Origin of the sequence: Nocardioides epinepheli, assembly GCF_037936805.1 — a bacterium.
Taxonomy (GTDB): domain Bacteria; phylum Actinomycetota; class Actinomycetes; order Propionibacteriales; family Nocardioidaceae; genus Nocardioides.
In genome coordinates this window covers 15,714-41,840 of sequence record NZ_JBBMMC010000009.1, presented here as the reverse complement: position 1 = coordinate 41,840, position 26,127 = coordinate 15,714, and the positions used below count along the sequence as shown (strand labels likewise).

At 71.5% G+C, this 26,127-nt stretch carries 26 protein-coding genes; 13 read left to right on the top strand and 13 right to left on the bottom strand.

Going from position 1 to position 26,127, the window contains the following annotated elements; translation table 11 throughout:
* Nucleotides 1-163 precede the first annotated feature (163 nt).
* The gene (locus WMR31_RS13450; protein WP_340539361.1) at nt 164-1,933 is read left to right on the top strand and encodes a proline--tRNA ligase; all 1,770 of its coding nucleotides are present in this window, start codon (nt 164-166) and stop codon (nt 1,931-1,933) included.
* 31 nt (nt 1,934-1,964) lie between these two features.
* On the opposite strand, the gene WMR31_RS13445 is transcribed toward WMR31_RS13450, so the two are convergent.
* Nucleotides 1,965-2,570, bottom strand: coding sequence for a TetR/AcrR family transcriptional regulator (locus WMR31_RS13445; protein WP_340539360.1), 606 nt, complete (start codon nt 2,568-2,570; stop codon nt 1,965-1,967).
* 69 nt (nt 2,571-2,639) lie between these two features.
* On the opposite strand from WMR31_RS13445, the gene WMR31_RS13440 reads away from it, so the two are divergent.
* The 3 genes from WMR31_RS13440 (at nt 2,640) to WMR31_RS13430 (ending at nt 4,198) form a co-directional block, all read left to right on the top strand.
* Entirely contained in the window at nt 2,640-3,479 is an 840-nt protein-coding gene (locus WMR31_RS13440) for an alpha/beta fold hydrolase (protein WP_340539359.1), read from the top strand.
* An 87-nt stretch (nt 3,480-3,566) separates the two neighbouring features.
* Nucleotides 3,567-3,785, top strand: a complete 219-nt coding sequence (locus WMR31_RS13435) for a hypothetical protein (protein ID WP_340539358.1) — start codon at nt 3,567-3,569, stop codon at nt 3,783-3,785.
* Between the two features lie 182 nt (nt 3,786-3,967).
* Nucleotides 3,968-4,198, top strand: a complete 231-nt coding sequence (locus tag WMR31_RS13430) for a hypothetical protein (protein WP_340539357.1) — start codon at nt 3,968-3,970, stop codon at nt 4,196-4,198.
* A 252-nt stretch (nt 4,199-4,450) separates the two neighbouring features.
* Here WMR31_RS13430 and WMR31_RS13425 read toward each other — a convergent pair whose 3' ends face one another.
* Together WMR31_RS13425 and WMR31_RS13420 are read right to left on the bottom strand one after the other, a co-directional pair.
* Entirely contained in the window at nt 4,451-4,870 is a 420-nt protein-coding gene (locus WMR31_RS13425; protein ID WP_340539356.1) for a DUF4439 domain-containing protein, read from the bottom strand.
* A complete protein-coding gene (locus WMR31_RS13420) occupies nt 4,867-5,388 on the bottom strand; it encodes a hypothetical protein (protein WP_340539355.1) in 522 nt (173 codons plus the stop codon). The genes WMR31_RS13425 and WMR31_RS13420 overlap by 4 nt, the downstream gene beginning before the upstream one ends.
* A 311-nt stretch (nt 5,389-5,699) precedes the next feature.
* On the opposite strand from WMR31_RS13420, the gene rimP reads away from it, so the two are divergent.
* Nucleotides 5,700-6,209 carry a ribosome maturation factor RimP gene (gene rimP / locus WMR31_RS13415; protein ID WP_340539354.1) on the top strand — a complete coding sequence of 170 codons (510 nt, stop codon included), beginning with the start codon at nt 5,700-5,702 and terminating at the stop codon, nt 6,207-6,209.
* Nucleotides 6,209-7,174, top strand: a complete 966-nt coding sequence (gene nusA / locus WMR31_RS13410; protein ID WP_340539353.1) for a transcription termination factor NusA — start codon at nt 6,209-6,211, stop codon at nt 7,172-7,174. Before rimP ends, nusA begins: the two co-directional genes overlap by 1 nt.
* 3 nt (nt 7,175-7,177) lie before the next feature.
* Here the strand turns inward: nusA and WMR31_RS13405 are convergent, their stop codons facing one another.
* Nucleotides 7,178-7,795, bottom strand: coding sequence for a GyrI-like domain-containing protein (locus tag WMR31_RS13405; protein WP_340539352.1), 618 nt, complete (start codon nt 7,793-7,795; stop codon nt 7,178-7,180).
* A gap of 260 nt (nt 7,796-8,055) precedes the next feature.
* Complete coding sequence (locus tag WMR31_RS13400; protein WP_340539351.1) at nt 8,056-8,649, bottom strand: histidine phosphatase family protein; 594 nt, start codon at nt 8,647-8,649, stop codon at nt 8,056-8,058.
* Here WMR31_RS13400 and WMR31_RS13395 point away from each other — a divergent pair.
* From WMR31_RS13395 to WMR31_RS13370, 6 genes are all read left to right on the top strand, one after another.
* A complete protein-coding gene (locus tag WMR31_RS13395) occupies nt 8,618-9,046 on the top strand; it encodes a YlxR family protein (protein WP_340539350.1) in 429 nt (142 codons plus the stop codon). The genes WMR31_RS13400 and WMR31_RS13395 overlap by 32 nt on opposite strands.
* A gap of 113 nt (nt 9,047-9,159) precedes the next feature.
* Nucleotides 9,160-12,021, top strand: a complete 2,862-nt coding sequence (infB, locus tag WMR31_RS13390) for a translation initiation factor IF-2 (RefSeq protein WP_340539349.1) — start codon at nt 9,160-9,162, stop codon at nt 12,019-12,021.
* 129 nt (nt 12,022-12,150) lie between these two features.
* Entirely contained in the window at nt 12,151-12,606 is a 456-nt protein-coding gene (gene rbfA, locus WMR31_RS13385) for a 30S ribosome-binding factor RbfA (RefSeq protein ID WP_340539348.1), read from the top strand.
* Nucleotides 12,603-13,463 carry a tRNA pseudouridine(55) synthase TruB gene (truB, locus tag WMR31_RS13380; protein ID WP_340539347.1) on the top strand — a complete coding sequence of 287 codons (861 nt, stop codon included), beginning with the start codon at nt 12,603-12,605 and terminating at the stop codon, nt 13,461-13,463. Before rbfA ends, truB begins: the two co-directional genes overlap by 4 nt.
* A 104-nt stretch (nt 13,464-13,567) precedes the next feature.
* Nucleotides 13,568-14,503 carry a bifunctional riboflavin kinase/FAD synthetase gene (locus tag WMR31_RS13375; RefSeq protein ID WP_340539346.1) on the top strand — a complete coding sequence of 312 codons (936 nt, stop codon included), beginning with the start codon at nt 13,568-13,570 and terminating at the stop codon, nt 14,501-14,503.
* Nucleotides 14,496-15,494: a hypothetical protein gene (locus WMR31_RS13370; RefSeq protein WP_340539345.1), complete on the top strand. Its 999-nt coding sequence runs from the start codon at nt 14,496-14,498 to the stop codon at nt 15,492-15,494. The genes WMR31_RS13375 and WMR31_RS13370 overlap by 8 nt, the downstream gene beginning before the upstream one ends.
* On the opposite strand, the gene WMR31_RS13365 is transcribed toward WMR31_RS13370, so the two are convergent.
* The 7 genes from WMR31_RS13365 to WMR31_RS13335 all read right to left on the bottom strand — a co-directional run bounded on the left by WMR31_RS13365 (nt 15,491) and on the right by WMR31_RS13335 (nt 23,034).
* The gene (locus WMR31_RS13365) at nt 15,491-16,186 is read right to left on the bottom strand and encodes a class E sortase (RefSeq protein ID WP_340539344.1); all 696 of its coding nucleotides are present in this window, start codon (nt 16,184-16,186) and stop codon (nt 15,491-15,493) included. The two genes, WMR31_RS13370 and WMR31_RS13365, sit on opposite strands and share 4 nt — an antisense overlap.
* A gap of 49 nt (nt 16,187-16,235) precedes the next feature.
* Nucleotides 16,236-17,144 (bottom strand): helix-turn-helix transcriptional regulator, encoded by a 909-nt coding sequence (locus WMR31_RS13360; RefSeq protein ID WP_340539343.1) that lies wholly within the window; start codon nt 17,142-17,144, stop codon nt 16,236-16,238.
* A 109-nt stretch (nt 17,145-17,253) separates the two neighbouring features.
* Complete coding sequence (locus WMR31_RS13355; RefSeq protein WP_340539342.1) at nt 17,254-18,660, bottom strand: hypothetical protein; 1,407 nt, start codon at nt 18,658-18,660, stop codon at nt 17,254-17,256.
* Nucleotides 18,661-18,822: 162 nt separating this feature from the next.
* Nucleotides 18,823-19,083 (bottom strand): HPr family phosphocarrier protein, encoded by a 261-nt coding sequence (locus tag WMR31_RS13350; protein ID WP_340539341.1) that lies wholly within the window; start codon nt 19,081-19,083, stop codon nt 18,823-18,825.
* A gap of 56 nt (nt 19,084-19,139) precedes the next feature.
* On the bottom strand, nt 19,140-21,248 hold the full coding sequence (locus tag WMR31_RS13345) for a PTS fructose transporter subunit IIABC (protein ID WP_340539340.1): 2,109 nt from the start codon (nt 21,246-21,248) through the stop codon (nt 19,140-19,142).
* Nucleotides 21,249-21,253: 5 nt separating this feature from the next.
* Nucleotides 21,254-22,270 carry a 1-phosphofructokinase family hexose kinase gene (locus WMR31_RS13340; RefSeq protein ID WP_340539339.1) on the bottom strand — a complete coding sequence of 339 codons (1,017 nt, stop codon included), beginning with the start codon at nt 22,268-22,270 and terminating at the stop codon, nt 21,254-21,256.
* The gene (locus WMR31_RS13335; RefSeq protein ID WP_340539338.1) at nt 22,267-23,034 is read right to left on the bottom strand and encodes a DeoR/GlpR family DNA-binding transcription regulator; all 768 of its coding nucleotides are present in this window, start codon (nt 23,032-23,034) and stop codon (nt 22,267-22,269) included. The genes WMR31_RS13340 and WMR31_RS13335 overlap by 4 nt, the downstream gene beginning before the upstream one ends.
* Nucleotides 23,035-23,119: 85 nt before the next feature.
* Here WMR31_RS13335 and ptsP point away from each other — a divergent pair, with 85 nt between their 5' ends.
* Nucleotides 23,120-24,868 carry a phosphoenolpyruvate--protein phosphotransferase gene (gene ptsP, locus WMR31_RS13330; protein WP_340539337.1) on the top strand — a complete coding sequence of 583 codons (1,749 nt, stop codon included), beginning with the start codon at nt 23,120-23,122 and terminating at the stop codon, nt 24,866-24,868.
* A 23-nt stretch (nt 24,869-24,891) separates the two neighbouring features.
* Here the strand turns inward: ptsP and WMR31_RS13325 are convergent, their stop codons facing one another.
* Nucleotides 24,892-26,088: an AI-2E family transporter gene (locus tag WMR31_RS13325; RefSeq protein WP_340539336.1), complete on the bottom strand. Its 1,197-nt coding sequence runs from the start codon at nt 26,086-26,088 to the stop codon at nt 24,892-24,894.
* Nucleotides 26,089-26,127: the final 39 nt, after the last annotated feature.

Below are 26,127 nucleotides of genomic sequence, written 5' to 3'. Positions count from 1 at the left end.
CGGCCCGGCACCCGGATGACCCGGTCGCCTTCGATGATTCTGCGGGGTCCTTCCCGTAGGTGCTGGGAGTCGCCGCCGCGGGTCCGGGGGCCCGGGACGCAGGGGTCAACCGGTTGGGGTAACCGGTTGGCTGGAACCGAGGGTGCGGCCGTAATCTTCGTCCATGATCATGCGGATGTCGTCCCTGTTCGTGCGCACCCTGCGCGACGACCCCGCGGACGCCGAGGTCCCCAGCCACCGGCTGCTCGTCCGCGCAGGCTACATCCGGCGCGCCGCACCGGGGATCTACTCCTGGCTGCCGCTCGGGCTGAAGGTGCGACGCCGGGTCGAGGAGATCATCCGCGAGGAGATGGACGGCATCGGCGCCCAGGAGCTGTCGTTCCCCGCGCTGCTGCCTCGCGAGCCCTACGAGGCGACCGGGCGCTGGACCGAGTACGGCGACGGGATCTTCCGCCTCAAGGACCGCAAGGACGCCGACTACCTCCTGGGGCCCACGCACGAGGAGATGTTCACCCTCGTCGTCAAGGACCTCTACTCCTCCTACAAGGATCTTCCGCTCGCGCTCTACCAGATCCAGGACAAGTACCGCGACGAGGCGCGGCCGCGCGCCGGGCTGCTGCGCGGACGCGAGTTCACCATGAAGGACTCCTACTCCTTCGACGTCGACGACGCGGGTCTCGCCGAGAGCTACCAGCGTCACCGCGACGCCTACGTGCGCATCTTCGACCGGCTGGGCTTCGACTACGTGATCGTCAAGGCGACGTCCGGTGCGATGGGTGGGTCGAGGTCGGAGGAGTTCCTGGCCCGCTCGGCGGTCGGGGAGGACACCTACGTCCGCTGCAACAACTGCGACTACGCCGCGAACGTCGAGGCCGTCGAGGTGCGCCCGCCCGCGCCCGTCGCCTACGACTCCGCGCCCGCCGCCCATGTCGAGGACACCCCGGACACCCCGACCATCCAGACCCTCGTCGACCACCTCAACGCCTCCTACCCGCGCCAGGACCGGCCGTGGTCGGCCGGCGACACCCTCAAGAACGTGCTCGTGGTGCTCAACCACCCCGACGGCACCCGCGAGCCGGTGGCGATCGGCGTCCCCGGCGACCGCGAGGTCGACCAGAAGCGGCTCGAGGGCCAGCTCGAGCCGATCGAGGTCGAGCCCTTCGACGAGGCCGAGTTCGCCAAGCACCCGGCGCTGGTCAAGGGCTACATCGGTCCGGGCGTCCTGGGGGAGAAGAACGCCTCCGGCATCCGCTACCTCGTCGACCCGCGCGTGGTCGAGGGCACCGCCTGGGTCACCGGCGCCGATGCTCCCGGCAAGCACGTGCTCGACCTGGTGGCCGGCCGCGACTTCACCCCCGACGGCACCGTGGAGGCCGCCGACGTCCGCGACGGCGACCACTGCCCGGTCTGTGCCGACGGCACGCTGGAGACCGCCCGCGGCATCGAGATGGGCCACGTCTTCCAGCTCGGCCGCAAGTACGCCGACGCCCTCGACCTGCGGGTGCTCGACGAGTCGGGCAAGCTCGTCACCGTGACGATGGGCTCCTACGGCATCGGCGTCACCCGGGCCGTGGCGGCGATCGCCGAGGACACCCTCGACGACGCCGGTCTGTGCTGGCCGCGCGACGTCGCGCCGGCCGACGTCCACATCGTCGCCGCGGGCAAGGACGAGGCGCTGTTCTCCGCCGCCGAGGAGCTCGCCCGCGAGCTCGACGCGGCCGGCGTCCGCGTGCTCTACGACGACCGGACGGGCAAGATCAGCCCCGGGGTGAAGTTCAAGGACGCCGAGCTGATCGGCGTCCCGACCATCCTGGTGGTCGGCAAGGGGCTTGCCGACGGCGTCGTCGAGGTCAAGGACCGGCGCACCGGCGAGCGGGAGAACGTCGAGATCGCCCACGCCGTCGACCATCTGGTGTCGCTGGTCAACTCCTGAGTATCTAGGGCACACCCCAGGCGACAGGTACTCAGGTGCCCCGGACGAGGCCGGCGACCAGGGTCGCCAGCGCGGCCCGGGCCTCGGCCGTGGCGACCTCGCGGTCCTCGCCGCGCGCCGCGTAGAGCGCCGCCTCCTCGAGCGCGCCGACGAGGAGGTGCGCGAGGGGGCGCACCGGCTGCTCGGCGACGACCCCCGCCTCGACCAGCCCGGCGACCATCGCCTCGACCAGCCCGACACCGTAGCGCTGGCCGATCTCGCGCCACCGCTCCCAGCCGAGGACCGCTGGGGCCTCGATGAGGGCGATCCGGTGAACCTCCGGGTCGGCGCACGCCTCCAGCCAGCCGTCGATGGCCGCGAGCGCCTCGGTGAGTGGGTCGGACTGCTCCACCCCGGTCAGACGTCCGGCGATCTGGTCGACGACCTCGGCCTCGACCTGCTCGAAGACCGCGACGAAGAGACCCTCCTTGCCGCCGAACTGGTGGTAGAGCGCGCCCCGGGTGACTCCCGCCGCTGCGGCGAGCTCGTCGGTGCCGACCGCGGCGTAGCCCTTGGTGGCGAACAGCGGACGGGCGGCCGCGGTCAGGGCGCCGCGGGTGGCGGCGGTGCGGTCGGCCTGGGTGCGAGAACTTTTCATACAACCTGTCCGTAAGTTACATTCACTCTGTATGGTAGATGGACCGGACATCGACGGGGGAGCATCCGAATGAGCAGGGCGACCAGCATCGACCTCACCGCCGGCACGATCCAGTATCGCGACCTCGGCCCCGCCGATGGCGCGCCGATCGTGTTCGTGCATGGGTTCCTCGTCGACGGCACGGTCTGGAGCGACGTGCCCGACCGTCTTGCCGCGAGCGGACGACGCTGCCTGGTTCCCACCTGGCCGCTCGGCTCCCACTCCCCGGCGATGCACCCGTATGCCGAGCTGTCGCCGCGCCGGGTCGCCAGGTTGGTACGTGAGTTCCTGGACGCCCTGGGCCTGCGGGAGGTCACGCTGGTCGGCAACGACAGCGGCGGCGCGATCTGCCAACTGGTGATCGAGGCCGACCCGAGCGGAATCGACCGGCTCGTGTTAACCGACTGCGACGCCTTCGAGGTGTTCCCGCCGTTCCCGTTCAACCTCCTGTTCCGCCTGGCCCGCCACCCACGGCTCACCCGCGCGCTCTTCCAGGTGGTCCGCATCGGGGCGATCCGCACCGGGCCGCTCGGCTTCGGCGCCCTCGTCGATCGCCGGCTCAGTGCGGCCGAGACGCTGTCGTGGGTCACGCCCTATCTCACCGACGCCGGGGTGCGCCGCGACGTGGCGGACTTCGCCCGAGCCTGGTCGAGGGCAGACCTGGTCGAGGTATCGCCGAGTTTGGGCTCGTTCCCCGGCGACTCCCTGGTCGTCTGGGCGCGCAAGGACCGGTTCTTCACCGTGGCCTTGGGCCGACGCCTGGCGAGGGTCCTCGACGCACGGCTCGTCGAGCTCGATGACGCACGCACCTACCTCGCCCTCGACCAGCCCGAGCGGCTCGCGGCCGAGATCCTCGCCGACGCCGGCTAGGGAACCACTGATCAATGCCGGGACGGCGCCAGCGCCGCCCGGGCGGCACCCCGGCGGCACCCTGGCGGCTTGCCGGACGCTTGACAGATGCCCAGTCTGCCCGGCGTGCCGGCGCCTTGCCAGGCCACCACCCGAACGACGCCGGCATCCACCCCATTGATCAGTGATTCCCTTACCTCGACCACATGCGGCTCGATGCGGTCATCGTCGATTCCGCCAGAGCAGGTCGGACCTGCCGAGGGGGAGCCGGACGCCGTCGTCCAGCGCCTCGCCGAGGTCCTCGACCTCGTCGAGCAATGGTTGTGAGGGCCACTGCTGCAGTCCATTGCAGGTTCGTGCAATCGCAGGAAACCGCACCCTGCCCGCGGTAGCGCAGCCGGAGCGGGATGGACAGGCTCGAAGGGTGTCGGCCTGCCCTACCGGGCGCCCGACCCTATCGAGGCACTCCCGATCGGGTGAGTGCCGTGAGCGCACGAGGGTGATACGCAATGACCCATCCGCACCAGCCGTTCCGCAGGATCCTCACGATCGCCGCCGGAGCGTTCTGCGCCGGGCTGCTGACCTGTGTGGGAGCAGGTGCGATCGCCGCGCCGGCCGGAGCCGCCGTCGGCGGTGACCAGGCCGGTGACACGGTCGAACAGGAGATCGTGCCGGGCAGCGATGCCGAGCCTGGGGTCGAGCAGGAGGTCGAGCAGGAGGTCGTCCCCGGCGTCGGCTGACGGCCGGGCCGTTGCAGGTTTGTGCATTGCAGACTTGTGATGAGCCCCGCAGATATCCGCAGGCCTGGGTTCTCCACCAGACTCGTCCACGTCGAAGGGGGTCCCACTCGGCTCGCCGAGTCCCTTCCCAGGCCTCGTCCCAGGCCATGCAGTCCGCGTTCTCATCCCTCCGGGGGGCATCTCGGGAGTTCCCCGGAGGATGAGAACGCGGATTGCCTTCTTCCGGCCGCCGGTCTTCCGGCGCGATCCCGGCTACCTGCCGGGGTTGGCGCGCGGCGGGCCGCCGAGGGCGAGTTCGCGCAGCGCGGAGTCGAGCAGCGCGTCCACCGCCCACGACCGCTTCGCGCTCGGCGCGCTGGCCACCAGGTACCCGTAGGTAGCGCCGCACGCCTTCTCCAGGCGCAGTGCCTCGGCCCGGATAGCCGCACTGTCGCCCGTGCCCACCGTCGGCAGGTCGTAGGACGGCGCCGCGGCGATCGGTTCGGCGCCCTCGGCGAGGATCGCGGCGCTCAGCTCGTCGCGCCGGGTCCGGTGCACGGCGAACGTCGTGCGCAGCAGCTCGTCGAGCTTGGGGTCGGCCGAGGCGGAGGTCTGCGCGCCGAGGTAGCCGACGACGAAGACGGCGGCGTACTCTGCCTCGAGGGTCGCTTGGAGGCCGTCGAGGTAGGTCACAGCGTCTCCCGGTGCTGGGCGGTCGCGGCCGCCATGGAGGCCAGCAGCCGGGCCAGCGCACCGCTGTCGGCCGCCAGTGCCGCGGCGACCAGGTGCTCCTGGAGGGCCTGCTCGCTGCGCTCGATCCGGCGCAGCACCTTGGCCCGAGGCTCGCCCTGCTCGATGACGACCACGGTGGTGACCTGGCCGCCGCCGAGCTCGCCGGCCTGGGCTCGATGAAGCCGGGCGATCGGGTCGAGGCGGTCGGCGAGGGCCGGATAGGCCTTGGCGGTCTCCTTGGCGACCTGCTGGGCGGTGAGCAGCTCGACCGCCGCCTGGGATGCGACCTCGGCGTCGGGGTCGGCGGGCTGCGGCTCGGTGGTCGCCGGGCCTGCGGCGCTCTCGGACGGCGTGCTGGTGGGCGTGTAGGTCGGGTCCTCGGCGTCGGGATCCAGTGAGCCGAACGAGCATCCGGCGGTCGTCAGCGCCGCGGCGCCGATCAGGGCGCGACGACTCAACGTGTGGGGACGCGGCGGCACCGGGCGACGATACCCCGACCGGCCGGCCCCGGCCTCCCTCGGCCTCACGCCGCCGCGGGCCCATCGTCTAGGGTGTGTCTCCCTATTGCTGGTGGATGCCGGCGTCGTCTAGGTCGTGCGATGACGGTGCCGCAGGTGCGTGGGCATACCGGGCGTATTCAAAGCAGCTGCGGTGTCCGTCGGCGTGCGGCCTGGGCGGCGTCCGGCGCCGCCATGAATTGGGAGACATGCCCTAGGCTGGACGATCAGGCACGACGCCGTTCGGCGCTCGGGTTCGAGGCAGGGCCACAACAGCACAGGAGGTCGTGAGGATGTCCGCCAACGAGGCGTTGACCAGCCGCATCGAAGCCGGAGTCACCGACCCCCTGGCCGAGCTCGGGCTCGATCTCGAAGCCGTCGAGGTCACCCCGGCCGGCAAGAGGCGGGTGGTCCGGATCGCCGTCGACCAGGACGACGGAGTGACCCTCGACGACATCGCCGAGGCCACCCGACGCATCAGCGCCGAGCTCGACGGCCCGTTGTCCTCGGCCCTGGGCGAGCAGCCCTACACCCTCGAGGTCACCTCACGCGGAGTCGACCGTCCGTTGAGCCTCCCGCGCCACTGGCGCCGCAACCGCGGTCGCCTGGTGAAGGTCTCACTGACCGACGGCTCGTCGGTCACCGGGCGGATCGTCGCCAGCGACGAGGAGCCCGGCGGCGGCGTCACCCTGGAGGTGTCGGGTGCCGAGCAGCAGGTGCCGTACGCCGACGTCGCCAAGGCGCTGGTGCAGATCGAGTTCAACCGCGTGGACCCGGCCGACGGGTCGGAGGAGGACGACTGATGGACATCGACCTGAGCATCCTGCGGGTGCTGGAGCGCGAGAAGGAGATCAAGTTCGACGTGCTCGTCGAGGCGATCGAGCAGGCGCTGCTGACGGCGTACCAGAAGTCGCCCGGCGCCTACGAGGAGGCGCGCGTCGAGCTGGACCGCAAGACCGGACACGTCACCGTGTTCGCCGCCGAGCTCGACGACGACGGCCAGAAGGTCGGCGAGTTCGACGACACCCCGGACGGCTTCGGCCGGATCGCGGCCACCACTGCCAAGCAGATCATGATGCAGCGCCTGCGCGACGCCGAGGACGAGATCAAGTTCGGCGAGTTCTCCGGCAAGGAGGGAGACCTCATCTCGGGTGTCATCCAGCAGGGCCGCAATCCCGACGACGTGCTGGTCGACCTGGGCCGCCTCGAGGCGCTGCTGCCGGTGAGTGAGCGGGTGCCGGGGGAGACCTACACGCACGGGACCCGGATCAAGTGCCTGGTCCTCTCGGTCCGCAAGGGGATGCGCGGTCCGCAGATCACCCTCACCCGCTCGCACCCCAACCTGGTGAAGAAGCTGTTCGCGCTCGAGGTCCCCGAGATCGCCAACGGCCAGGTCGAGATCGCAGCGATCGCCCGCGAGGCCGGCCACCGCACCAAGATCGCGGTGCGCGCCATCGCGCCCGGCGTCAACGCCAAGGGTGCCTGCATCGGGCCGATGGGGCAGCGGGTGCGCAACGTGATGCACGCCCTCAACGAGGAGAAGATCGACATCGTCGACTGGTCCGACGACCCGGCCACGTTCGTCGCGAACGCACTGTCCCCGGCGCAGGTCACCAGCGTCGAGGTCGTCGACAAGGCCGCGAAGTCCGCGCGCGTGGTGGTGCCGTCCTTCCAGCTGTCGTTGGCCATCGGCAAGGAGGGCCAGAACGCCCGCCTGGCCGCCCGGCTCACCGGCTGGCGCATCGACATCCACGGCGACGAGGAGTGACCCTCATCCCGACGACACAGGCTGCCGCAGGATCGTGCGGAGCTTCCAGGGGTCCGTGCGCCGGACGTCGTTGAGGTAGATCTCGTGGTGTCGCCTGGTCATCTGGAGCCCTTGCGCCGGGATGAACTCATCGTGCATCGCGGCGAGCACCGGACCCTCGTCGTCGTAGGGGCCCAGGTGCAGGGTCTGCACGCACCGGCCTTCGGCGAGGGTGTCCAGCCGCACCCGGTCGACGGCGCTGGCTCCCTTGTCCGCCGCCGCTGACAGGGCTTGCTCGAACTGGCCGTCGGTGACGTCGTCCGGCACCAGGTTGAGCATCGTCCAGTGCCAGCGCGACTTGTCGCGCTCGGCGGTGAAGCTGGCCATGTCGTCGGCCCACCACAGCGCCTCCAGCGGCATCACCACGTAGTCGTTGCCGGTCTCGGCGCGCCGCGCGAACTTCAACTTGTAGGCGACCGGGAAGATCGTCGTGATCGCGGCGGCGTACTCGCCGTCGGGGTCGTTCGGGTCGCCGTGACCATCGATCATCAGGTACCGCAGCGGCGGCACCTCGACGACGTCGAAGACGCCCGTCCTGGCTCGGTACGACGGGAGCTCGCGCTTGAGGTCGACCTTCGGCATGTGGGCACGATAGGTCTGACTGCGGTCAGCGGCTGTCCGCAATCGGCGAAGCCGGCCGCAGCTTCGCTCCTGCGCCGCGGCCGGAGGTTGAGCAAGCGAGCGCCAACGAGCGCTCGTTGATTGATCGAACCCCGGCAACCGGTCGTGCCAGCGTTTCCGAGGAGGGTTGTGAGGTTTCGTCGGAGGCCGACTGTCAGGCGGGCTCGTTCCTCGCCCGTCCCGCTTGCTCAACCTCCGAGGGCTGGTGCCTCCGAGGTCGGTCAGGCCGGACGGTCCCAGGCCACGCAGGCGCGGTCGTCGGGATCGGCCCGAACCTCGAGAGTGGCGCAGTTCGTGAGGCGCTGTGGGGGCGCCTCCAGGCGGGCCCAGTGGGGGACCGCGAGTCGCAGCGCGCCGCCGTGGCTGATCACGAGAACGGTCTCGCCGGGGTGCTGGTCGGCGATCTCGTCGAGCACCGCGCTCATCCGCCCGACTATCTCGGTAGCGGACTCGCCCCCGGCGATCCGCTCGTCCAGCTCGCCTTCGAGCCACCGCGCATAGGTGTCCGCGAACGGGTCCTCGTCCAGGGGCGTGCCAGCGGCGTCGCCGACCTCGAACTCGCGGAGACCGGCGCGGGTGGTCACCGAGACCCCGAGCCGCGCGGCCGCGATCTCGGCGGTCTGGACGGCGCGAGCCAGCGTGCTGGTCCATACGTGCGCGATCCGCCGTCCGGCCAGTCGCTCGGCGAGGGCGCCGGCCTGGGCGCGGCCGGCCGGAGTCAGGCAGCCGCCCTCGGGCTGCCAGGTCGGCGACTCGTAGGTCGCCTCGCCATGGCGGGCGAGGATGATCGTGGTGGGGCACTGCAGCGAGCTCACCCCCCGATCGTGCCCGGTTCGGCGTCCGGGCAGTAGTTCGATAGACTGCACAGTGGTGGTTCCACGATCGGCGTCCTCTGCGCGCACCGAACCTGTTCGGACGTGCGTGGGATGTCGCAAGCGGGCCGCCAAGCGCGAGTTGTTGCGGGTGACCGCCGGCTCGGACCGCGACGGCCGGCCGGCCGTGGTGGCCGATCCGAGGGCCACCGCACCCGGCCGCGGGGCGCACCTGCACCCCACGATCGAGTGTTACGACCTCGCGGTGCGCAAGAAGGCGTTCGGGCGGGCCCTACGGGCCGACTCGGGACTTTCCAGCGTGCCGGTGGGCGAGTACCTCACCGCGCTGAACGAGAACCAGCAAGACGATCACCCGACCACCAGGGAACTGGAGCACTAGCTCATGAGCACTCGATGAGTACTTCCCGATGAGCCCCATCAGTCTGGATCACCACTGAGGCTCGGTCACCGCACCCGATGAGGGAGACGCGGGTCGAGCCATGAAGGAGAATTGTGGCTAAGACCCGCGTACACGAACTCGCCAAGGAGTTCGGCGTCGAGAGCAAGTTCGTTCTCGAGAAGTTCAAGGAGATGGGGGAGTTCGTCAAGTCGGCGAGCTCCACTGTCGAGCTGCCGGCCGAGATGCGCTTCCGCAAGGAGGTCGGCGAGTCGCTCAAGGCCGCAGCCTCGGCCCCCGCCGAGGCCAAGAGCGAGGCCAAGAGCACCGACGCCGCGGCCGCCCCGGCCGCGAAGCCGGCTGCCAAGCCGAGCGCGAAGCCGGGCCCCAAGCCCGGTCCCAAGGCCGCTCCGGCTCCGGCCGCGGCCGCCCCCGCGAGCACGTCGTCCACCACGACCACCTCGCCGAGCGGCGCGACCACCACGTCGGCTCCGGCCGCCGACAAGCCGGCCGCCGAGAAGCCCGCGGCAGCGAAGCCGGCCGAGCCCGCGGCGCCTGCCGCCTCGGCAGCACCGGCGGCTCCTGCGGCTCCGGCGACCCCGGCGGCGCCGGCCAAGCCGTCGCCGACGCCGAAGGCTCCGGCCCCGCGTCCGGTCGGCAAGCCCGGCGGCACGCCCCGTCCCGGCAACAACCCGTTCTCGTCGAACCAGGGCATGGGACGGCGTCCGGCCGCCCCGCGCCCCGACGCCGACGGCAGCGGCGAGAACCGTCCGCCGCGTCCTCCGGCCGGCCGTGACGGCGGCGCCCCCGGGCGTCCCGGCATGCCGCGTCCGAACCCGGCGATGATGCCCAAGTCCCCGGCCGCCTTCGGCAGCGGCCCCGGCGGCCGCGGTCCCGGCGGTCCGGGTCGTCCCGGCGCTCCCGGACGCGGTGCTCCCGGTCGTCCCGGTGCCCCCGGTCGCGGTGGTCCCGGCGGCGGTGGAGCTCCCGGTCGCCCCGGCGGCTTCGGCGGCGGTCGCCCCGGCGGCGGTCGTCCCGGCCAGCGCGGCCAGACCCAGGGCGCCTTCGGTCGCCCCGGCGGTCCCTCGCGGCGCGGTCGCAAGTCGAAGCGGGCTCGTCGTCAAGAGTTCGAGGCCATGGAGGCCCCGACCCTGGGCGGGATGCGGGTCCGCAAGGGCAACGGCGAGACCGTCCGTCTCGCCCGTGGCGCCTCGCTGACCGACTTCGCCGAGAAGGTCGGCGTCGACGCCGCCCAACTGGTGCAGATGCTGTTCCACCTCGGCGAGATGGTCACCGCCACCGAGTCGGTCAACGACGCCACCCTCGAGCTGCTCGGCGAGGAGCTCAACTACGTCGTCGAGGTCGTCTCTCCCGAGGACGAGGACCGCGAGCTGCTGGAGTCCTTCGACATCGAGTTCGGCTCCGACGAGGGCGATGAGTCCGACCTGGTCGTGCGGCCGCCGGTCGTCACGGTCATGGGTCACGTCGACCACGGAAAGACCAAGCTCCTCGACGCGCTGCGCAGCGCCAACGTCGTCGACAAGGAGGCCGGTGGCATCACCCAGCACATCGGTGCCTACCAGGTCGCCACCGACGTCGATGGCGACGAGCGGCGTATCACCTTCATCGACACCCCGGGCCACGAGGCGTTCACCGCCATGCGTGCTCGTGGTGCGCAGGCCACCGACATCGCGATCCTCGTGGTCGCGGCCGACGACGGCGTCATGCCGCAGACGGTCGAGGCGCTCAACCACGCCAAGGCCGCCGGCGTCCCGATCGTGGTCGCGGTCAACAAGATCGACAAGCCGGAGGCCGACCCGACCAAGGTCCGCGGCCAGCTCACCGAGTACGGCCTGGTGCCCGAGGAGTACGGCGGCGACTCGATGTTCGTCGACGTCTCGGCGAAGTCCGAGCTCAACCTCGACAAGCTGCTCGAGGCCGTCGTCCTCACCGCCGACGCCTCGCTCGACCTGCGGGCCAACCCCGGTCAGGACGCTCAGGGCCTGGTCGTCGAGGCCCACCTCGACCGCGGCCGCGGTCCGGTGGCCACGATCCTGGTCCAGCGCGGCACCCTGCGCGTGGGCGACTCGATCGTTGCCGGTCCGGCCCACGGCCGTGTCCGCGCGATGCTCGACGAGCACGGCAACGAGCTCGAGTACGCCGACCCGGCCCGTCCGGCGATGGTCCTCGGTCTCAGCTCGGTCCCCGGTGCGGGCCAGAACTTCCTGGTCGTCGAGGACGACCGGATGGCCCGCCAGATCGCCGAGAAGCGCGAGGCGCGCGAGCGTGCCGCGATGCAGGCCAAGCGCCGCGTGCGCCGCACCCTCGAGGACTTCATGGCCTCCATGGAGAAGGGCGCGAGCCAGGAGCTCAACCTCATCCTCAAGGGCGACGTGTCCGGTTCGGTCGAGGCGCTCGAGGACGCGCTGTCGCAGATCGACGTCGGCGACGACGTCAACATCCGCGTCATCGACCGCGGTGTCGGTGCGATCACCGAGACCAACGTCGACCTGGCCGCCGCCTCTGACGCCATCATCATCGGCTTCAACGTCCGCCCGCAGGGCAAGGCGACCGAGATGGCGGAGAAGGAAGGCGTGGAGATCCGGTACTACACCGTCATCTACCAGGCCATCGACGAGATCGAGGCGGCCCTCAAGGGCATGCTCAAGCCGGAGTTCGAGGAGTCGACCCTGGGTCAGGCGGAGATCCGCGCGATCTTCCGCAGCTCCAAGATCGGCAACATCGCCGGCTGCATGGTCACCAGCGGGGTCATCCGCCGCAACGCCAAGGTCCGGGTCATCCGCGACGGCAACGTCGTCGCCGACAACCTCGACCTGGCCTCGCTCAAGCGGGAGAAGGACGACGCCTCCGAGGTCCGCGAGGGCTTCGAGTGCGGTCTGGTGCTGCGCAACTTCCAGGACATCAAGGAGGGCGACATCGTCGAGGCCTTCGAGATGCGGGAGATCCCGCGGACCTGACCCGGCACGGGCGGTCACGAGCCGGCGCGGATCCGATCGGATCCGCGCCGGTTCGGCATTTCGGGCCACGCTCCGGCGTCGGTGCGGACCACCGCGACCGCGGCTGGCCGCGTCTGATTAGGTATCGCTATGAGCAGTCCCCGCGTCCGCAAGATCGCCGACCGGATCCAGGTCATCGTCGCCGAGATGCTCGAGCGCCGGATCAAGGATCCGCGGCTCGGGTTCGTCACCATCACCGACGTCCGCCTCACCGGCGACGGCCAGCAGGCCTCCCTGTTCTACACGGTGCTCGGGGGCGAGGAGGAGATGAAGTCCACCGCCGCCGCACTCGAGTCGGCCAAGGGCATCCTGCGCTCCGAGGTCGCCAAGCAGCTCGGCACGCGCACCGCGCCCACGCTCACCTTCATCCACGATGCCCTTCCCGACGAGGCCCGGGCTCTCGACGAGGTGCTGGCACGGGCCAAGGCGCAGGACGAGGCGGTGGCCGCCTCCCGCGGCACCGCCTACGCCGGCGAGGAGGACCCGTACAAGAAGCCGCGCGACGCCGACGACGACGAGGCCGACGGAGACGACGAGGACCGATGACCGAACCCGGTCTCGTCGTCGTCGACAAGCCGGCCGGGGTCACCTCCCACGACGTCGTCGCCCGGGTCCGGCGGCTGGCCGGCACCCGCAAGGTGGGGCACGCCGGAACCCTAGACCCGATGGCCACCGGGGTGCTCGTGCTCGGCGTCGACCGCGCCACCCGCCTGCTCGGGCACCTGATGCTCACCGAGAAGGGCTATGACGCCACGATCCGGTTGGGCGCGGCCACCTCCACCGACGACGCCGAGGGCGACGTCCTCAGCCAGGCGTCGGCCGAGCAGGTCGAGGCGCTGACCCCGGAGGAGATCCGGTCCGCGCTGGCGAGCTTCGTCGGGGAGATCGACCAGGTCCCGACCGCGGTGTCGGCGGTGAAGGTCGACGGCAAGCGCGCCTATCAGCGGGTCCGCGACGGCGAGCAGGTTCAGCTGGAGCCGCGCCGGGTCACCATCCACGAGCTGACCGTGCACGACGTGGTCGGCCCCGAGGTGCGCGTGAGCGTGCGCTGCTCCAGCGGCACCTACATCCGTGCCATCGCCCGCGACCTGGGGGAGCGCCTCGGCGTCGGCGGCCACCTCACCAGCCTGCGCCGCACCGCGGTCGGCGCCTTCGACCTGGACGCCGCGCGCACGCTCGACGAGCTCACCGACGACTTCGCGGTGCTGCCGATCGCCGACGCCGCCCGCGCCACCTTCGCGGTCGCCGACCTCGACGACGCCGAGGCGCGCGACGTCCGGGTCGGCCGTCCGTTGCAGCGCCAGCTGGCCGGCCTCACCGCCCTGTTCGCCCCCGACGGCGCCTTCCTCGCCCTCTACGAGCCCCGCGGAGACCTGGCCCGACCCGTCGCCGTCTTCGTCTGACTCACCAGGAACGCTGACCCGTCAGCTATAGCTGACGGGTCAGCGCAAATGACACGGTGACCCGTCAGCTATAGCGGACGGGTCGGCGTCGTAGGCTCTGGCGAGTGACGATCTGGCGATCCTTCGAGGAGATCCCCTCCGACCTCGGTGCGTGCGTCGTCACGATCGGGAACTTCGACGGCGTCCATCGCGGCCACCGTGCGGTGATCGCCGAGGCCCGCGACCGCGCCGACGAGCTCGGGCTCCCCGTGGTGGCGGTGACCTTCGACCCGCACCCGATGGCGGTGCTGCGTCCCGAGCACGCCCCGATGATGCTGACCAGCCTCGAGGAGCGCGCCGTGCTGCTCGCCGACGTCGGTATCGACCACGTGCTCGCGCTGCCCTTCGACCTGGACATGTCGAGCTGGACCCCGCAGGAGTTCGTCGACCGCGTGGTCGTGGAGGTCCTGCACGCGCGCGCCGTGGTCGTCGGGGCCAACTTCCGGTTCGGTCACCGAGCCGCCGGCGACGTCGCCTTCCTCGTGGCCGCCGGCGAGCGGGCGGGCTTCGAGGCGGTGGGCGTCGAGCTGGACGGCGGCCCGCAGGTCTGGTCCTCGACCTACGTCCGCACCTGTCTGGCCGCCGGCGACGTCGCCGGCGCCGCCGAGGCGCTGGGGCGCCCCTTCGCGGTGCGCGGCGTCGTCGTCCAGGGCGACCAGCGTGGACGCGAGCTCGGCTTCCCGACCGCGAACGTGCCCACCGCCGAGGTCACCGCCGCCCCCGCCGACGGCATCTACGCCGGCTGGCTGCGCCGCCTCGACACCGGGGAGACCTATCCCGCGGCGATCAGCGTGGGCACCAACCCCACCTTCGACGGCGAGCGCTACCGCCGTGTGGAGGCCTACGTCCTCGACCGCACCGACCTGGAGCTGTACGGAGTGGAGGTCGAGGTGTCCTTCGTCGACCGGCTGCGTGGGATGGTGGCCTTCGAGGGGATCGATGCGCTGGTCGACCAGATGAACGACGACGTCCGGCGGGCGCGGGACATCCTCGGTGGCTGAGACGGGCCGAGGACCCGGCTCCGACCAGGCGTCGATCACCGAGGCCGAGCGCTGGTTCCTCGACCACGGGCTGTCCTACTTCGTGCCCCGGGTGCGCGCGGAGGTCCGCAGGGGCCTCCGACCGCGTCGCTTCCTGCCGCCGCTGCTCGGAGTGACCGCGCTCGCCGTGGCCGCCGCGTGGCTGGTGGTCCTCCTGCTCGACGAGAAGAGCGCGGCCCCGGCCGTGTGGACGTCGTTCGCGCTCGCCGGGGCGCTCGCCTACGCGCTGACCGCCCTGCACGCACGCGCCATCGTCAGCTGGGCATTGACCCGGACCTTCGGCAGCCTTCGCCTCCTGGTGCCGATGGTGAGCCGCGCGCTGCCGCTGCTGCTGGTCTTCGTCACGTTCTTGTTCATCAACGCCGAGGCCTGGCAGATGACCTCGCACCTCGCGCCCGGCGTCCTGTGGCTGACCGTGCTGCTGCTCACCGCGCTCGCCGTGGTGTTCCTGCTCGTCCGCCTCCCCGAGGAGGTCGACCGCGCCGACGACGCGATCGATGCCGACTTCCTGCGGCGCACCACCCGTGGGACGCCGCTGGAGGCGGAGGCCGACCGGATCGCCGACCTTCCCGGCCCGCACCCGCCGGTCACCGGTTTCGCCCGGTGGAACCTCATCCTGGTGCTGCTGGTCGTCCAGATCGGCCAGGTGCTGCTGCTCGCGGTGACGGTCTTCGCGTTCTTCCTGCTCTTCGGCGCCCTGGTGATGACCAAGGCGGTCCAGGAGTCCTGGACCGGCGGGCCGGTCGACAGCCTGCCGTTCCTGCCCAACGCCTCGGTCGAGCTGGTGCAGGTCTCGCTCTTCCTCGCTGCCTTCTCGGGCCTCTACTTCACCGTGTCGGCGGTCACCGACGACACCTACCGCAGCCAGTTCTTCGCAGCGGTGACCGGAGAGCTCGAGCGTGCGGTCGGCATGCGCGCGGTCTATCTCGTCCTGCGAGAGAGGGCCACCTAGCGCTTGTCGACCGAATCCAGGTGGCCGAAGGCGATCAGCCGGTCGTCGGTGTGGAAGAGCTCGGCGCAGGTGGTCAGGGTGATCAGGCGCTTGGCGTCGGGGTCGGGGCCGGTGCCACCGTCGGGATTGACCGGGACGGCGTCGACCACCCAGCCGGCGGTGAACGGCACCCGCAGGTCGTCGCCGCCGGTGTCGAGCACGTAGGTGTAGACGGCGTCGCGCGTCTCGACGATCAGCTCGTCGCCGGGCTGGAGGTCCGGCATGTCGCGCAGCGGCTCGCCGTGGGTGATGCGGTGACCGGCGAGGGCGTAGTTGCCGACTTTCCCGGGCGCGGCGGAGTCGTCGAAGTGGCCGATGCCGGAGGCCAGGGTGTCCTCGGCGGTCCCCTCCAGGATCGGGACCGCGAAGTCGTCCCCGAACGCCGGGATCCGCAAGATGGCGTCGGCGACCCCCTGGTCGGTCTGGACGTCGGCGGCGCCGCTCGGCTCGTCCCACTCCTGCTGGAGGCGCTCCACCGTCCGCTCGTGCCGCTTCTGGGACACGATGTTGGTGCCGTAGAGCTGCCAGCCGACCCAGCCGAGGATCGCCAGGCCGGAGAGCACCAGCGCCAGCCCGAGCCAGAACGACCAGCCACGACGTCGACGCGGACGGCCGGCACGGGGCGCATCGGGCTCGGCGGACGTGGTGCTCATGGCGCTTCCATCCCACCACACGCACCCGCACACCGTCCCGAGAAGCAGGTCACCTCGAGTGCTCGGCCGCCTGGGCTGCCTGATAGCCGAGCTGGAACCGGGTCTTGGCGCCGAGCCGTTGCTGCAACGCGGCGATCCGGCGGCTCAAGGTGCGCTCGCTGATGCCGAGCTCACGGGCGATCGCCGGGTCGCTCAGTCCGGCCGCCATCAGCAGCAGCACCCGGTCGTCGCCGACCTCGCCGCCGGGGTTCGCCGACGTCGCCGCCCAGGCCGAGGCGCGCACCTCGATCGCGAGTCCCCACAGCAGCTCGAAGATCCCCGACATGACCTGCACCAGGCCCGGGGCACGGGTCAGCAGGAGCACGCGTGAGTCCCATCGCTCGTAGGGCGGCAGGACGGCAGTCACCTCGCGGTCGGCGACGAACATGGTCATCGGCACCTGCGGGAGGACCCGTGCGACCTCGCCCTCCTCGACCGAGGCCCTGACGATGGCGACACCGCCGGGATCGCCCATGACCGCGGCGTCGTAGATGGCGCGCACCTGGACCGCCCGGGAGATCGGCGGCATCGGGACCTTGCTCAGCTGGCCTCCGGCCGGCTCCGGGTTGATGCTCATCGCATCGATCTGACCGCGCGCCTCGCGAACCAGTTGTCGCACCGCGCGTCCGGCGTCGTCCCCGATCAGGGAGTCGACCTGCGGCGAGTGATGCAGCCGGTCCCAGGTGTCCGCGAGCTCGTCGGCCAGAGCCAGGACGTCGTCGCGGCGCCGTGCGAGATCGCTGGCCCGGGCGGTGAGCGCGGCTCGGGGGGAGATCGCGCGAAGGATGTCGCCGTCCCACTCCGCCAGGCCCAGGGCGCACAGCTCCTCAGCGGCAGCGGCGTCCCAGTTCTCGACGTCCCCGGATACCTCGGTGCTGCTGATCCGCTCGAACAGCAGGCGGCCCGACTGGCTGAGCATGCTCCATGATGACACTCACGAACCGACCCCGGACGCGCCGTATGGCCGGCCCCCGGGAGGACCGGCCATACGGTGAGGTTCCGCGATCAGGCGGGGTTGCGCGAGTGGATCAGGCGTCGGGCGCCACGATCCCCGGCAGCGCGACGTCGAACTCACGCTGGAGCTGCTTGGTCGCGATGATCTGAACGCCGAGGCGGCAGTCGCCATTGGCCAGCGTCGCGGTGGCCTTGCCCTTCGGCGTCACGCAGGGCGCGTCCTGGGCGAGCTCGACGCCCCAGATCGCGGACTTCTGGCGCTGCAACGGCGTGCCGTGGTGACCGGGGGAGTCGAAGCCGCAGTCGCCGACCTCCTCGAAGGAGCGCACGACCTGGCTGAGCCGGCGACCGTTGAGCGCGAGGCCCTCCTTGTGGGCGGCGAAGTAGGCGCCGTAGGCGTCGGCCATCAGCTCGGTGCGGCGGGTCGCCTCAGGGGTGGACGCGGTGCCGAAGACCTTGTTGGAGTACTGGACCTGGTGGCCGTACTCGTGTCCGAGCACCGCCTCGGGACCGACGTCGATGAGGCCGAACTCGGCCTGTCCGGTCAGCAGGCCGTCGCCGTAGGCGATGATCTTGCCGAACTTCGAGAAGGCCGGGCTCTCGCCGGCGGGATCGAAGGCGAAGGCGTTGAAGGTGTAGATCGGGTTGCTCGCGTCCATCCAGGGCAGGTCCTCCTGGAAGGCGGCGAGGGTGTCGGCCCAGCCCCGGTACAGCTCGAGGTGCTCAGGGGTGTCGGTGGCCGGGATGTTCTCGGGTGTGATCGAGGCGATCGCGCCCTTGCCCCAGCGCGTGCGGTCATCGAGGTTGCTGCTGAGGATGACGGTGCTCTTCAGCGGCTCGAGACGGATGTTGCGAGCGTTGATGTCCCAGAAGTTCTTCAGTTCGAAGAAGCTGCGCTGCAGATCGGCGGTCTGGTTCACATCGCCGGCGCCGAACCGCGAGAAGCGCGGGTCGTTGGCGTTGAACAGCAGGTCGTAGGTCGCACCGTCCAGCCCGCCCAGGATCGTGTAGAAGAGCAGGGTGAAGATCTGATTGATGTGGGCTTCGAGCTCCTCCTGGGTGGCCGACTCGATGTCGAAGTCTCCGAGCGGACCCATCAGCAGCGACGTCGAGTACTCCGACAGCGCGGTGCCCTCGCACTGGTACTGCGTGCCGTCGATGGCGCTGCGGATCGCGTTGCGCACGACCGCGTCGTAGTCGACCGCGCTCTCGACGGGCCCCTCCGCGGTGAGGTCGGTGCCGGCGGGGAGCAGGGTGGCCACCTCGCGAGCGAGCTGGGCGGTCTCGTCGGGCAGAGCGGCGTCCCGGCTGGCGGCGCGGAGCTCGGCCGGGGTGGTGGCGTCGACCAGCGCGAGGACGGCGTCGGCCTCGTTCTGGCTCAGGCCGGTGTTGTCCTCGGCCATGGCCGGGGCGCTGGTCAGGGTGCCTACGGCGAGCAGCGCGAGGCTCGCAGTCGTGGCGATGAGGCGGTTGATTCGCATTTCCGAGATCTCCTCCGAGATGAGTGGCGGTGGTCACACTCTGGCGGGACCGCCGGCCGCCGGTAAAGGCTTCGGCGTGGCCGGTGTGCGCCATGGCACAAGATCGCCATCGGGGTCGCGCCGGCGACACCCATCCGGAGGAGGGACTCGGCTCGAACCTGCCTACTCGGCGTCGAGGTCCTTCTCGACCAGCGTCGCGATCGCGTCGACGTCGGCCTGGTTGTCGCCGGAGACCTCGACGGTGTCGCCGTTGCCGGCGCCGAGGGTCATGATGAGCAGCGAGGAGCCGGCGTCGACGGGCTCCTCTCCGGGCAGGCCGATGAGCACTTCGGAGTCGAGCTCGCCGGCGGCCTCGCTGATGATGGCGGCGGGGCGGGCGTGCAGACCGACGGCGGAGCCGACGACGACGGACCTGAGGGGCATGGGTTCTCCTAGGTGTGGTGTGGTGTGGGTGAGGTGGGTGTGCGGGTACTGCTGACTCACACCGCGGCTGCGGTGGAGGGGGACTTGCCGAAGGACTTCAGGGCGATCACGCCGAGCGCGCCGACGACGACGCCGGCGACGAGGGAGATCATGAAGCCCAGCACGTTGTCGACGGCGAAGAGCACGAAGATGCCGCCGTGGGGAGCGCGCACGCTGACCTCGAGCCACTCCGACATGCCGCCGGTGACGGCCGAGCCGAGCATGATGGCGGGGATGACCCGCAGCGGGTCGGCGGCCGCGAACGGGATCGCGCCCTCGGTGATGAAGGAGGCGCCGAGCAGCCAGCCGGCCTTGCCGTTCTCGCGCTCGGCGGCGTTGAAGAGCCCCGGGCGCAGCACGGTCGCCAGCGCGAGGGCGATCGGCGGGACCATGCCGGCCAGCATGACAGCCGCCATGATCTTCAGCTCGGGTGCGTCGGTGGCCAGCGAGGCCCCGCCGACGCCGGCGGCGGCGAAGGAGTAGGCCACCTTGTTGAGCGGGCCGCCCATGTCGAAGGCCATCATCAGGCCCAGGATGACGCCGAGCAGGATGGCGTAGCTGCCGCTCATGTCCGACAGGCCGTTGGTGAGCTGGTCCATCAGCCACCCGATCGGGCGGCCGAAGACGACGATCATCAGCATGCCCGCGATCACCGAGGTGAACAGCGGGATCACCAGCACCGGCATCAGGCCGCGCGCCCAGGCCGGGACCTTCCAGCCGGCGATCCAGTGCGCGATGAGACCGGCCAGGACGCCGCCGACGATCGCACCCAGGAAGCCGGTGGCCGGGAGCTGGACGCCCTCGCCGTCGGCGACCGCGAAGATGTTGGCGGCCAGGCCGCCCACGATGAAGCCGGGAGCGATCCCGGGACGGTCGGCGATGGCGTAGGCGATGTAGCCGGCCAGCGCCGGGATGAAGAACATGAACGCGGTCTTGCCGATGATGAAGAACAGCGCACCGAGGTAGGCCGAGAGCCCCCAGCCGAAGAGCGCGTGATCGAGGCCGAGCGCCTGCGGGTCGGGCAGGTCGAACAGCGTGTTGTTGACCGCGATGTCGCCGTAGGGCCCGGTGATCTCGTAGCCGCCGAGCAGGAACGACAGGGCGATCATCAGACCGCCGGCGGCGACGAACGGGATCATGTACGACACGCCGGTCATCAGGACCCGGCGGGTGCGCCCGCCCCAGGTCTCGCTCGCGCCGCTGCTGGCCGTCGTGTCGCCGCCCTCGCCACTGCCCTCGACACGCGGGGCGTTCGGGTCCGCGGCGTACTTCAGAGCCTCGGCGATCATCGCGTCGCCGTCGTCGATGGGCCGCTTGACGCCGGAGGAGACCAGCGGCTTGCCGGCGAACCGGCCGCGGTCGCGCACGCCGACGTCGACGGCGAAGATCACCGCGTCGGCGTCCTTGATCGTCTCGGGTGCCAGCGGCGTCGAGCCGGCCGAGCCCTGCGTCTCGACGTCGATCCGGACGCCGGCGCGTTCCGCGGCGGCCTCGAGCGCCTCCGCGGCCATGTAGGTGTGGGCGATGCCCGTGGGGCAGGCGGTGACGGCGACGATCCGCGGGGGCTGGGATGCGGGGGCCGCTGCCGGCCCGGCCGCCGGGTCTGCGGCCGGTTCGGTTCCGGACTCGGCGGCCGGGGCGGCGTGCTTGGGCGCCTGCTTCGGCGCGTCGGCCAGGACGCCGGAGACCAGCGCGACGACGTCGTCGGGGGTCGCCGCGGCGCGCAGGCCGTCGGTGAAGTCCTTGCGGACCAGCGCGCGGGCGAGCTTGGTGAGGATCTGCAGGTGGGTGTTGTCGCCACCGGCGGGCGCGGCGATCAGGAAGGCGAGGTCGGCCGGCCCGTCCTTGGCGCCGAAGTCGACCGGCGGCTGGAGCCGGGCGAAGACCAGCGTCGGCTCCTGGACCGCCTCGGTACGGCAGTGCGGGATGGCGATGCCGTCCTTGAGGCCGGTCGGCGACTTCGCCTCGCGGGCGAGCGCGTCCTCGGCCAGCAGGACGACGCCGTCGGGCCCGTCGGTCCGGCCGGCCTCGCCGACGATCCCGGCGAGCGCGCGGATCACCTCGTGCTTGTCGGTGCCGAGGTCGACGTCGAGTCGGACCAGGGCGGGGGTGATGAGATCGCTCATCGAGATCACACTCCAGTGGTGTCGGTCGTGGTGCCGGTGGTGGAAGTCGCCAGGTCGCGCACGACGACGAGATCGGGGCGGGTCTGCTCGGGGGTCGGGATGGTGGTTCCGGGCAACGACGCGGCAGCGCTGCCGTAGGCGACCGCGAGCGCGAGCCGCTCGGCGGGTGCGTAGCCGCGCAGCCCGCCCAGCAGGTAGCCGAAGAGGCTGGAGTCTCCGGCGCCGACGGTGCTCACGACGTCGATCGGGGGCGGTGTGGCGTGCCAGGCGCCCTCGGCGTTGACCAGCACCGCGCCGTGACCGCCGAGAGTCGCGAGGACCTCGGCGACGCCGGCGTCGACGAGCGTGCGGGCCGCGGCGGCCGCGGCCCGCGGATCTGCTTCGAGCTCGGCGGCGTCGGCACCGGTGAACGAGGCGAGCTCGTCGCCGTTGGGCTTCATCAGATGCGGCGCGGTGTCGGGGGAGAGCTGTGCGACCAGCGCGGTGAGCGGTTCGTCGCTGGTGTCGACCGCGACCCTGGTGAGCGTGCGGAGGTCGCCCACGAGCTCGGCGTACCAGCCGGCCGGCGCCCCGGGAGGCAGCGAACCGGCGAGGACCACCCACGCGGCGTCCGTGGCGGCGTCGTGGAGTGCGGTGGCGAGGGCCTCCAGCGTCGCCGGGGTGGCGACCGCGCCGGGGCTGTTGAGCTTGGTGGTGGTGCCGTCCGGCTCGGTGATCGTGAGGTTCACCCGCACCATGCCGTCGGGCGCGATGAGCCGGCTGGGGATCTCCGACGCGGTCAGCTCGAGCGAGAACGGGTCCTCCGGCGCGGCCGGCAGCACCGCCGTCGTCGAGACGCCGGCGGCCAGGCAGGCGCGGGAGATGTTGACGCCCTTGCCGCCGGCCTGGAAGAACGAGGAGTCGGCGCGCTGCACCGAGCCGCGCACGAGGGGCCCGTCGAGCATGATCGTGCGATCGATGCTCGGGTTGGGGGTGAGGGTGACGATGCGGCCCATTCCGGCCGGAGTGGCTGCCGAGTTCATGCCACGACCACCTCGACGCCGGCCGCCTCGAGCATCGAGCGATCGGCGTCCTCGATGCCGTCGTCGGTGACGACCGTGTCGACCTCGGCCAGCGAGGCGAACCGGATCGCCGACTCGTGCCCGATCTTGGTGGAGTCGACCAGGGCGACCACTCGCTGGGCGGCGCCGACGATGGCCCGCTTCGTGGCGGCCTCGTCGGGGTCCGGGGTGGACAGGCCGTGCGACTCGTTGAGGGCGTTGCTGCCCAGGAAGGCCACGTCGGCGCGCAGTGCTCCCAGGGCGGCGACGGTGTCGGACCCGACCGCCGCATGGGTTGTGGTGCGCACCCGTCCCGGCAGGAGGTGGACCTCCACGAGCGGCAGGTTGACCAACCGGGCCGCGACCGGGACGGCATGGGTGAAGGCGACCACGCGCAGATCGTGGGGGAGAGCCCCGGCCAGGCGCGAGGTGGTGCTGCCGGCGTCGAGGATGATCGTGGAGCCGCTCGGTGGAAGCAGCGCGAGCGCCGCCTTGGCGATGCGGTCCTTCAGATCGGTGTGGAGGCGGTCTCGGTCGCTGAGGGCCGCCTCGGTGATGGCCAGCGCGTCGGCGGGCACGGCGCCGCCGTGGACACGCCGGACCAGGCAGAGCCGTTCCAGCTGGGAGAGGTCCCGGCGTACGGTCTCGGTGGTGACGTCGTATTCCTCGGCAAGCTCGGCGACCGAGACCCGGCGTCGCTCGGCGACCGACCGAGCCATGGCCTGTTGTCGTTCTTCGGCGTACACGGCGCCCTCCTCCGGATCTGCGCTTATGTTGTTTTATGCCCGAATGTGTTGACTGTCAAGGGTGCGGCATGGGTAACTTGTGACTGTGGTCACCGACGCAGCCCAGCCCTCAGCACAGTCCTCAACCCAGTCCGGAGCCCAGTCCGGGGCGGAGCCGATCATCGGCACCCCGGTAGTTCCCGGGGTCGGCTACGGCCCCGCGCTCCTCGCCCGGGGGGAGGTCTCCAAGGACGCCGTCGGCGGGTTCGGCGACGGCGGGTTCGCCGATGCCGAGGCCGCCCTCGAGGCCTACGACACCGCCGCGGCCGCCGTCGCGGAGGGCTTCACGGCGAAGGCGGCGCGGGCCAGCGGTGCGGCGGCCGAGGTGCTCAACGCCAGTGCCGGGCTGGCCACCGACCGCGGCCTGCGTGGCGCGGTCCGCAAGAACCTGCGCGACGGTGCGCCGATCCTCGAGGCGGTCGCTGCCGCCGTCGAGCAGTTCGCGGGCGTGTTCACCCAGATGGGCGGCCTGATGGCCGAGCGGGTCACCGACCTGCGCGACATCGAGAAGCGGCTGGTCGCCCGGATCGTCGGGGAGCCCGAGCCGGGCGTCCCGGCCCCCGACCGTCCCTCGGTCCTGATCGCCGAGGATCTCGCGCCGGCCGACACCGCCGGCCTCGACCCCGAGCTCATCCTCGCCCTAGTGACCGAGCGCGGCGGCCCGACCAGCCACACCGCGATCATCGCCCGCCAGCTCGGCATCCCGTGTGTCGTGGGTGCGGCCGGCGTTCTCGAGATCGCCACCGGCGCCGACGTCCTGGTGGACGGCACCACCGGCAGCGTGGTCCTCGACGCCGACCCCGACGACGCGCGGGAGAAGGTCGCCGCGGCCGCCGCGGACCGAGAGGCGCTCGATGCCTGGACCGGTCCGGGCAGCACCTCCGACGGCTTCCGCGTGAAGATCCTGGCCAACGTCGCCGACGGCGAGTCGGCCCGCGCCGCGGCGACCGGTCCGGTGGAGGGCATCGGCCTGTTCCGCACCGAGCTGTCCTTCCTCAACCGCTCCGAGGAGCCGACCGTCGAGGAGCAGGCGGCGATCTACGGCGAGGTGCTCGACGCGTTCGGGGGAGAGGGGGCGCAGGATGGCGGCCGCTACGTGGTGGTGCGCACCCTCGACGCCGGCTCCGACAAGCCGGTCGCGTACGCAACCCTGCCGGGGGAGGAGAACCCGGCTCTCGGCGTCCGCGGCCTGCGGCTCTCGTTCGGGAACCCGGGCCTGCTGGAGCGCCAGCTCGACGCGATCGCCGCGGCGGCGCAGAGCAGCGGCACCGAGACCTGGGTGATGGCGCCGATGGTCGCGACGGTCGCCGAGGCGCGGGAGTTCTCCGCCCAGGTCCGCGAGCGTGGCCTGAAGTCGGGCGTGATGGTCGAGGTGCCCTCCGCCGCGCTGCTGGCCCACCAGATGCTGGAGGAGGTCGACTTCCTCTCCATCGGCACCAACGACCTCACGCAGTACACGATGGCGGCCGACCGGATGGCGACCGACCTCTCGCACCTCACCGACCCGTGGCAGCCGGCCGTCCTCCAGCTGATCGCGATCACCGCCGAGGCCGGTCAGCAGGCCGGCAAGCCGGTGGGCGTGTGCGGCGAGGCTGCGGCCGACCCGATCCTGGCCTGCGTGCTGGTGGGCATGGGCATCACCTCGCTCTCCATGGCCGCGGCCGCCGCCAAGCCGGTCGGCGCCCGCCTCGCCTCGGTCACCCACGACACCTGTCTCGAGGCCGCCGAGGCCGCTCTCGCCGCGACCGACCCGGCGTCTGCGCGGGCCGCGGCCCTCGCCGTCCTCGAGGGCTGACCCACCGCGGCCGTCGACCGGCGCTATACGTCGGTCGCGGTCGCCGTGCCGTCCGGTGCCGAGCCGGACTTCGCGTCGGACTCGGACTCGGGGTCCGACTCGGCGTCCTCGTACGGAGGTGGCTCGCCGGTGCGGGCCGCGATCACCTCGTCGAGATAGCGCAGCACCACCGCGCCGACGGCGACCGCGGGCACCGCGAGGAACGCGCCGGTGATGCCGAACAGCGTCGAGCCCAGCGTCACCGACAGCAGCACCACGGCGGCATGCAGCTGCATGCTCTTGGCCTGCAGCCAGGGCGAGAGCACGTTGCCCTCGATCTGCTGCACCGCGATGATCACCACGAGGATGATCAGCGCGGCACCGAAGCCGTTGGAGACCAGGGCCACCAGGACGGCGAGTGCGCCGACTACGAAGGCGCCGACGATCGGCACGAAGCCGCCGAGGAAGGTCAAGATCATCAGGGGGATCGCCAGCGGCACGCCGACGATGAGCAGGCCGGCGCCGATCAGGACGGCGTCGACGGCGCTCACGATCGCCTGGGTCCGGATGTAGCCGCCCAGCGTGGACCAGGCACGGCCCATGACCTCCACGAGGTGGTCGCCCGCGCCCGGACCCGCCACGTGCCGGACCCACGGACGGAAGCGACGCCCGTCCTTGAGGAACAGGAACGTGAGGATCAGGGTGATGACCAGGGTGACCGTCGCCGACGTCGCCGCCCCGACACCGGTGAGGACTCCGGAGGCGATGGCGTCGCCGCTGCTCTTCAGCCGGTCCTGCATCGCCTGGATGCCGGCGTCGATCTGGTCCTGGGAGACGAAGTCCTGCTTCTGGACCCAGTCCTGGAGCTCCTGGAGGCCCTTGGACGCCTTGTCGACGATGTCGACGGCCTGGTCGCCGACCGCCGGAGCGATCGCGAACCCGATCCCGACCAGGGCGCCCAGCGAGCCGAGGATCACCGCGGCGGCGGCGAGCGCCGGCGGGAATCGCAGCTTGTTCTCCAAGAACCTGGCCGGCTGCTCGAGGACGCTGGCCACCAGCAGCGCCAGCGCCACCGGTAGCAGGATGCTCCAGAAGCGCCCGACCAGGAGGCCCAGGACGATGGCTGCCACCGCGATCAGGATCCAGCGGCCACTCCAGCGGGCCAGCCAGGCGACGCCGTCGCCAATCACCTGGGAGCGGGTGCGGGACGTCGTCGGGGAGGTCGTGCGTGGGGTGCTCACCCGGTGACCCTTTCAGACCCATGCCGGTCAGGGGACCAC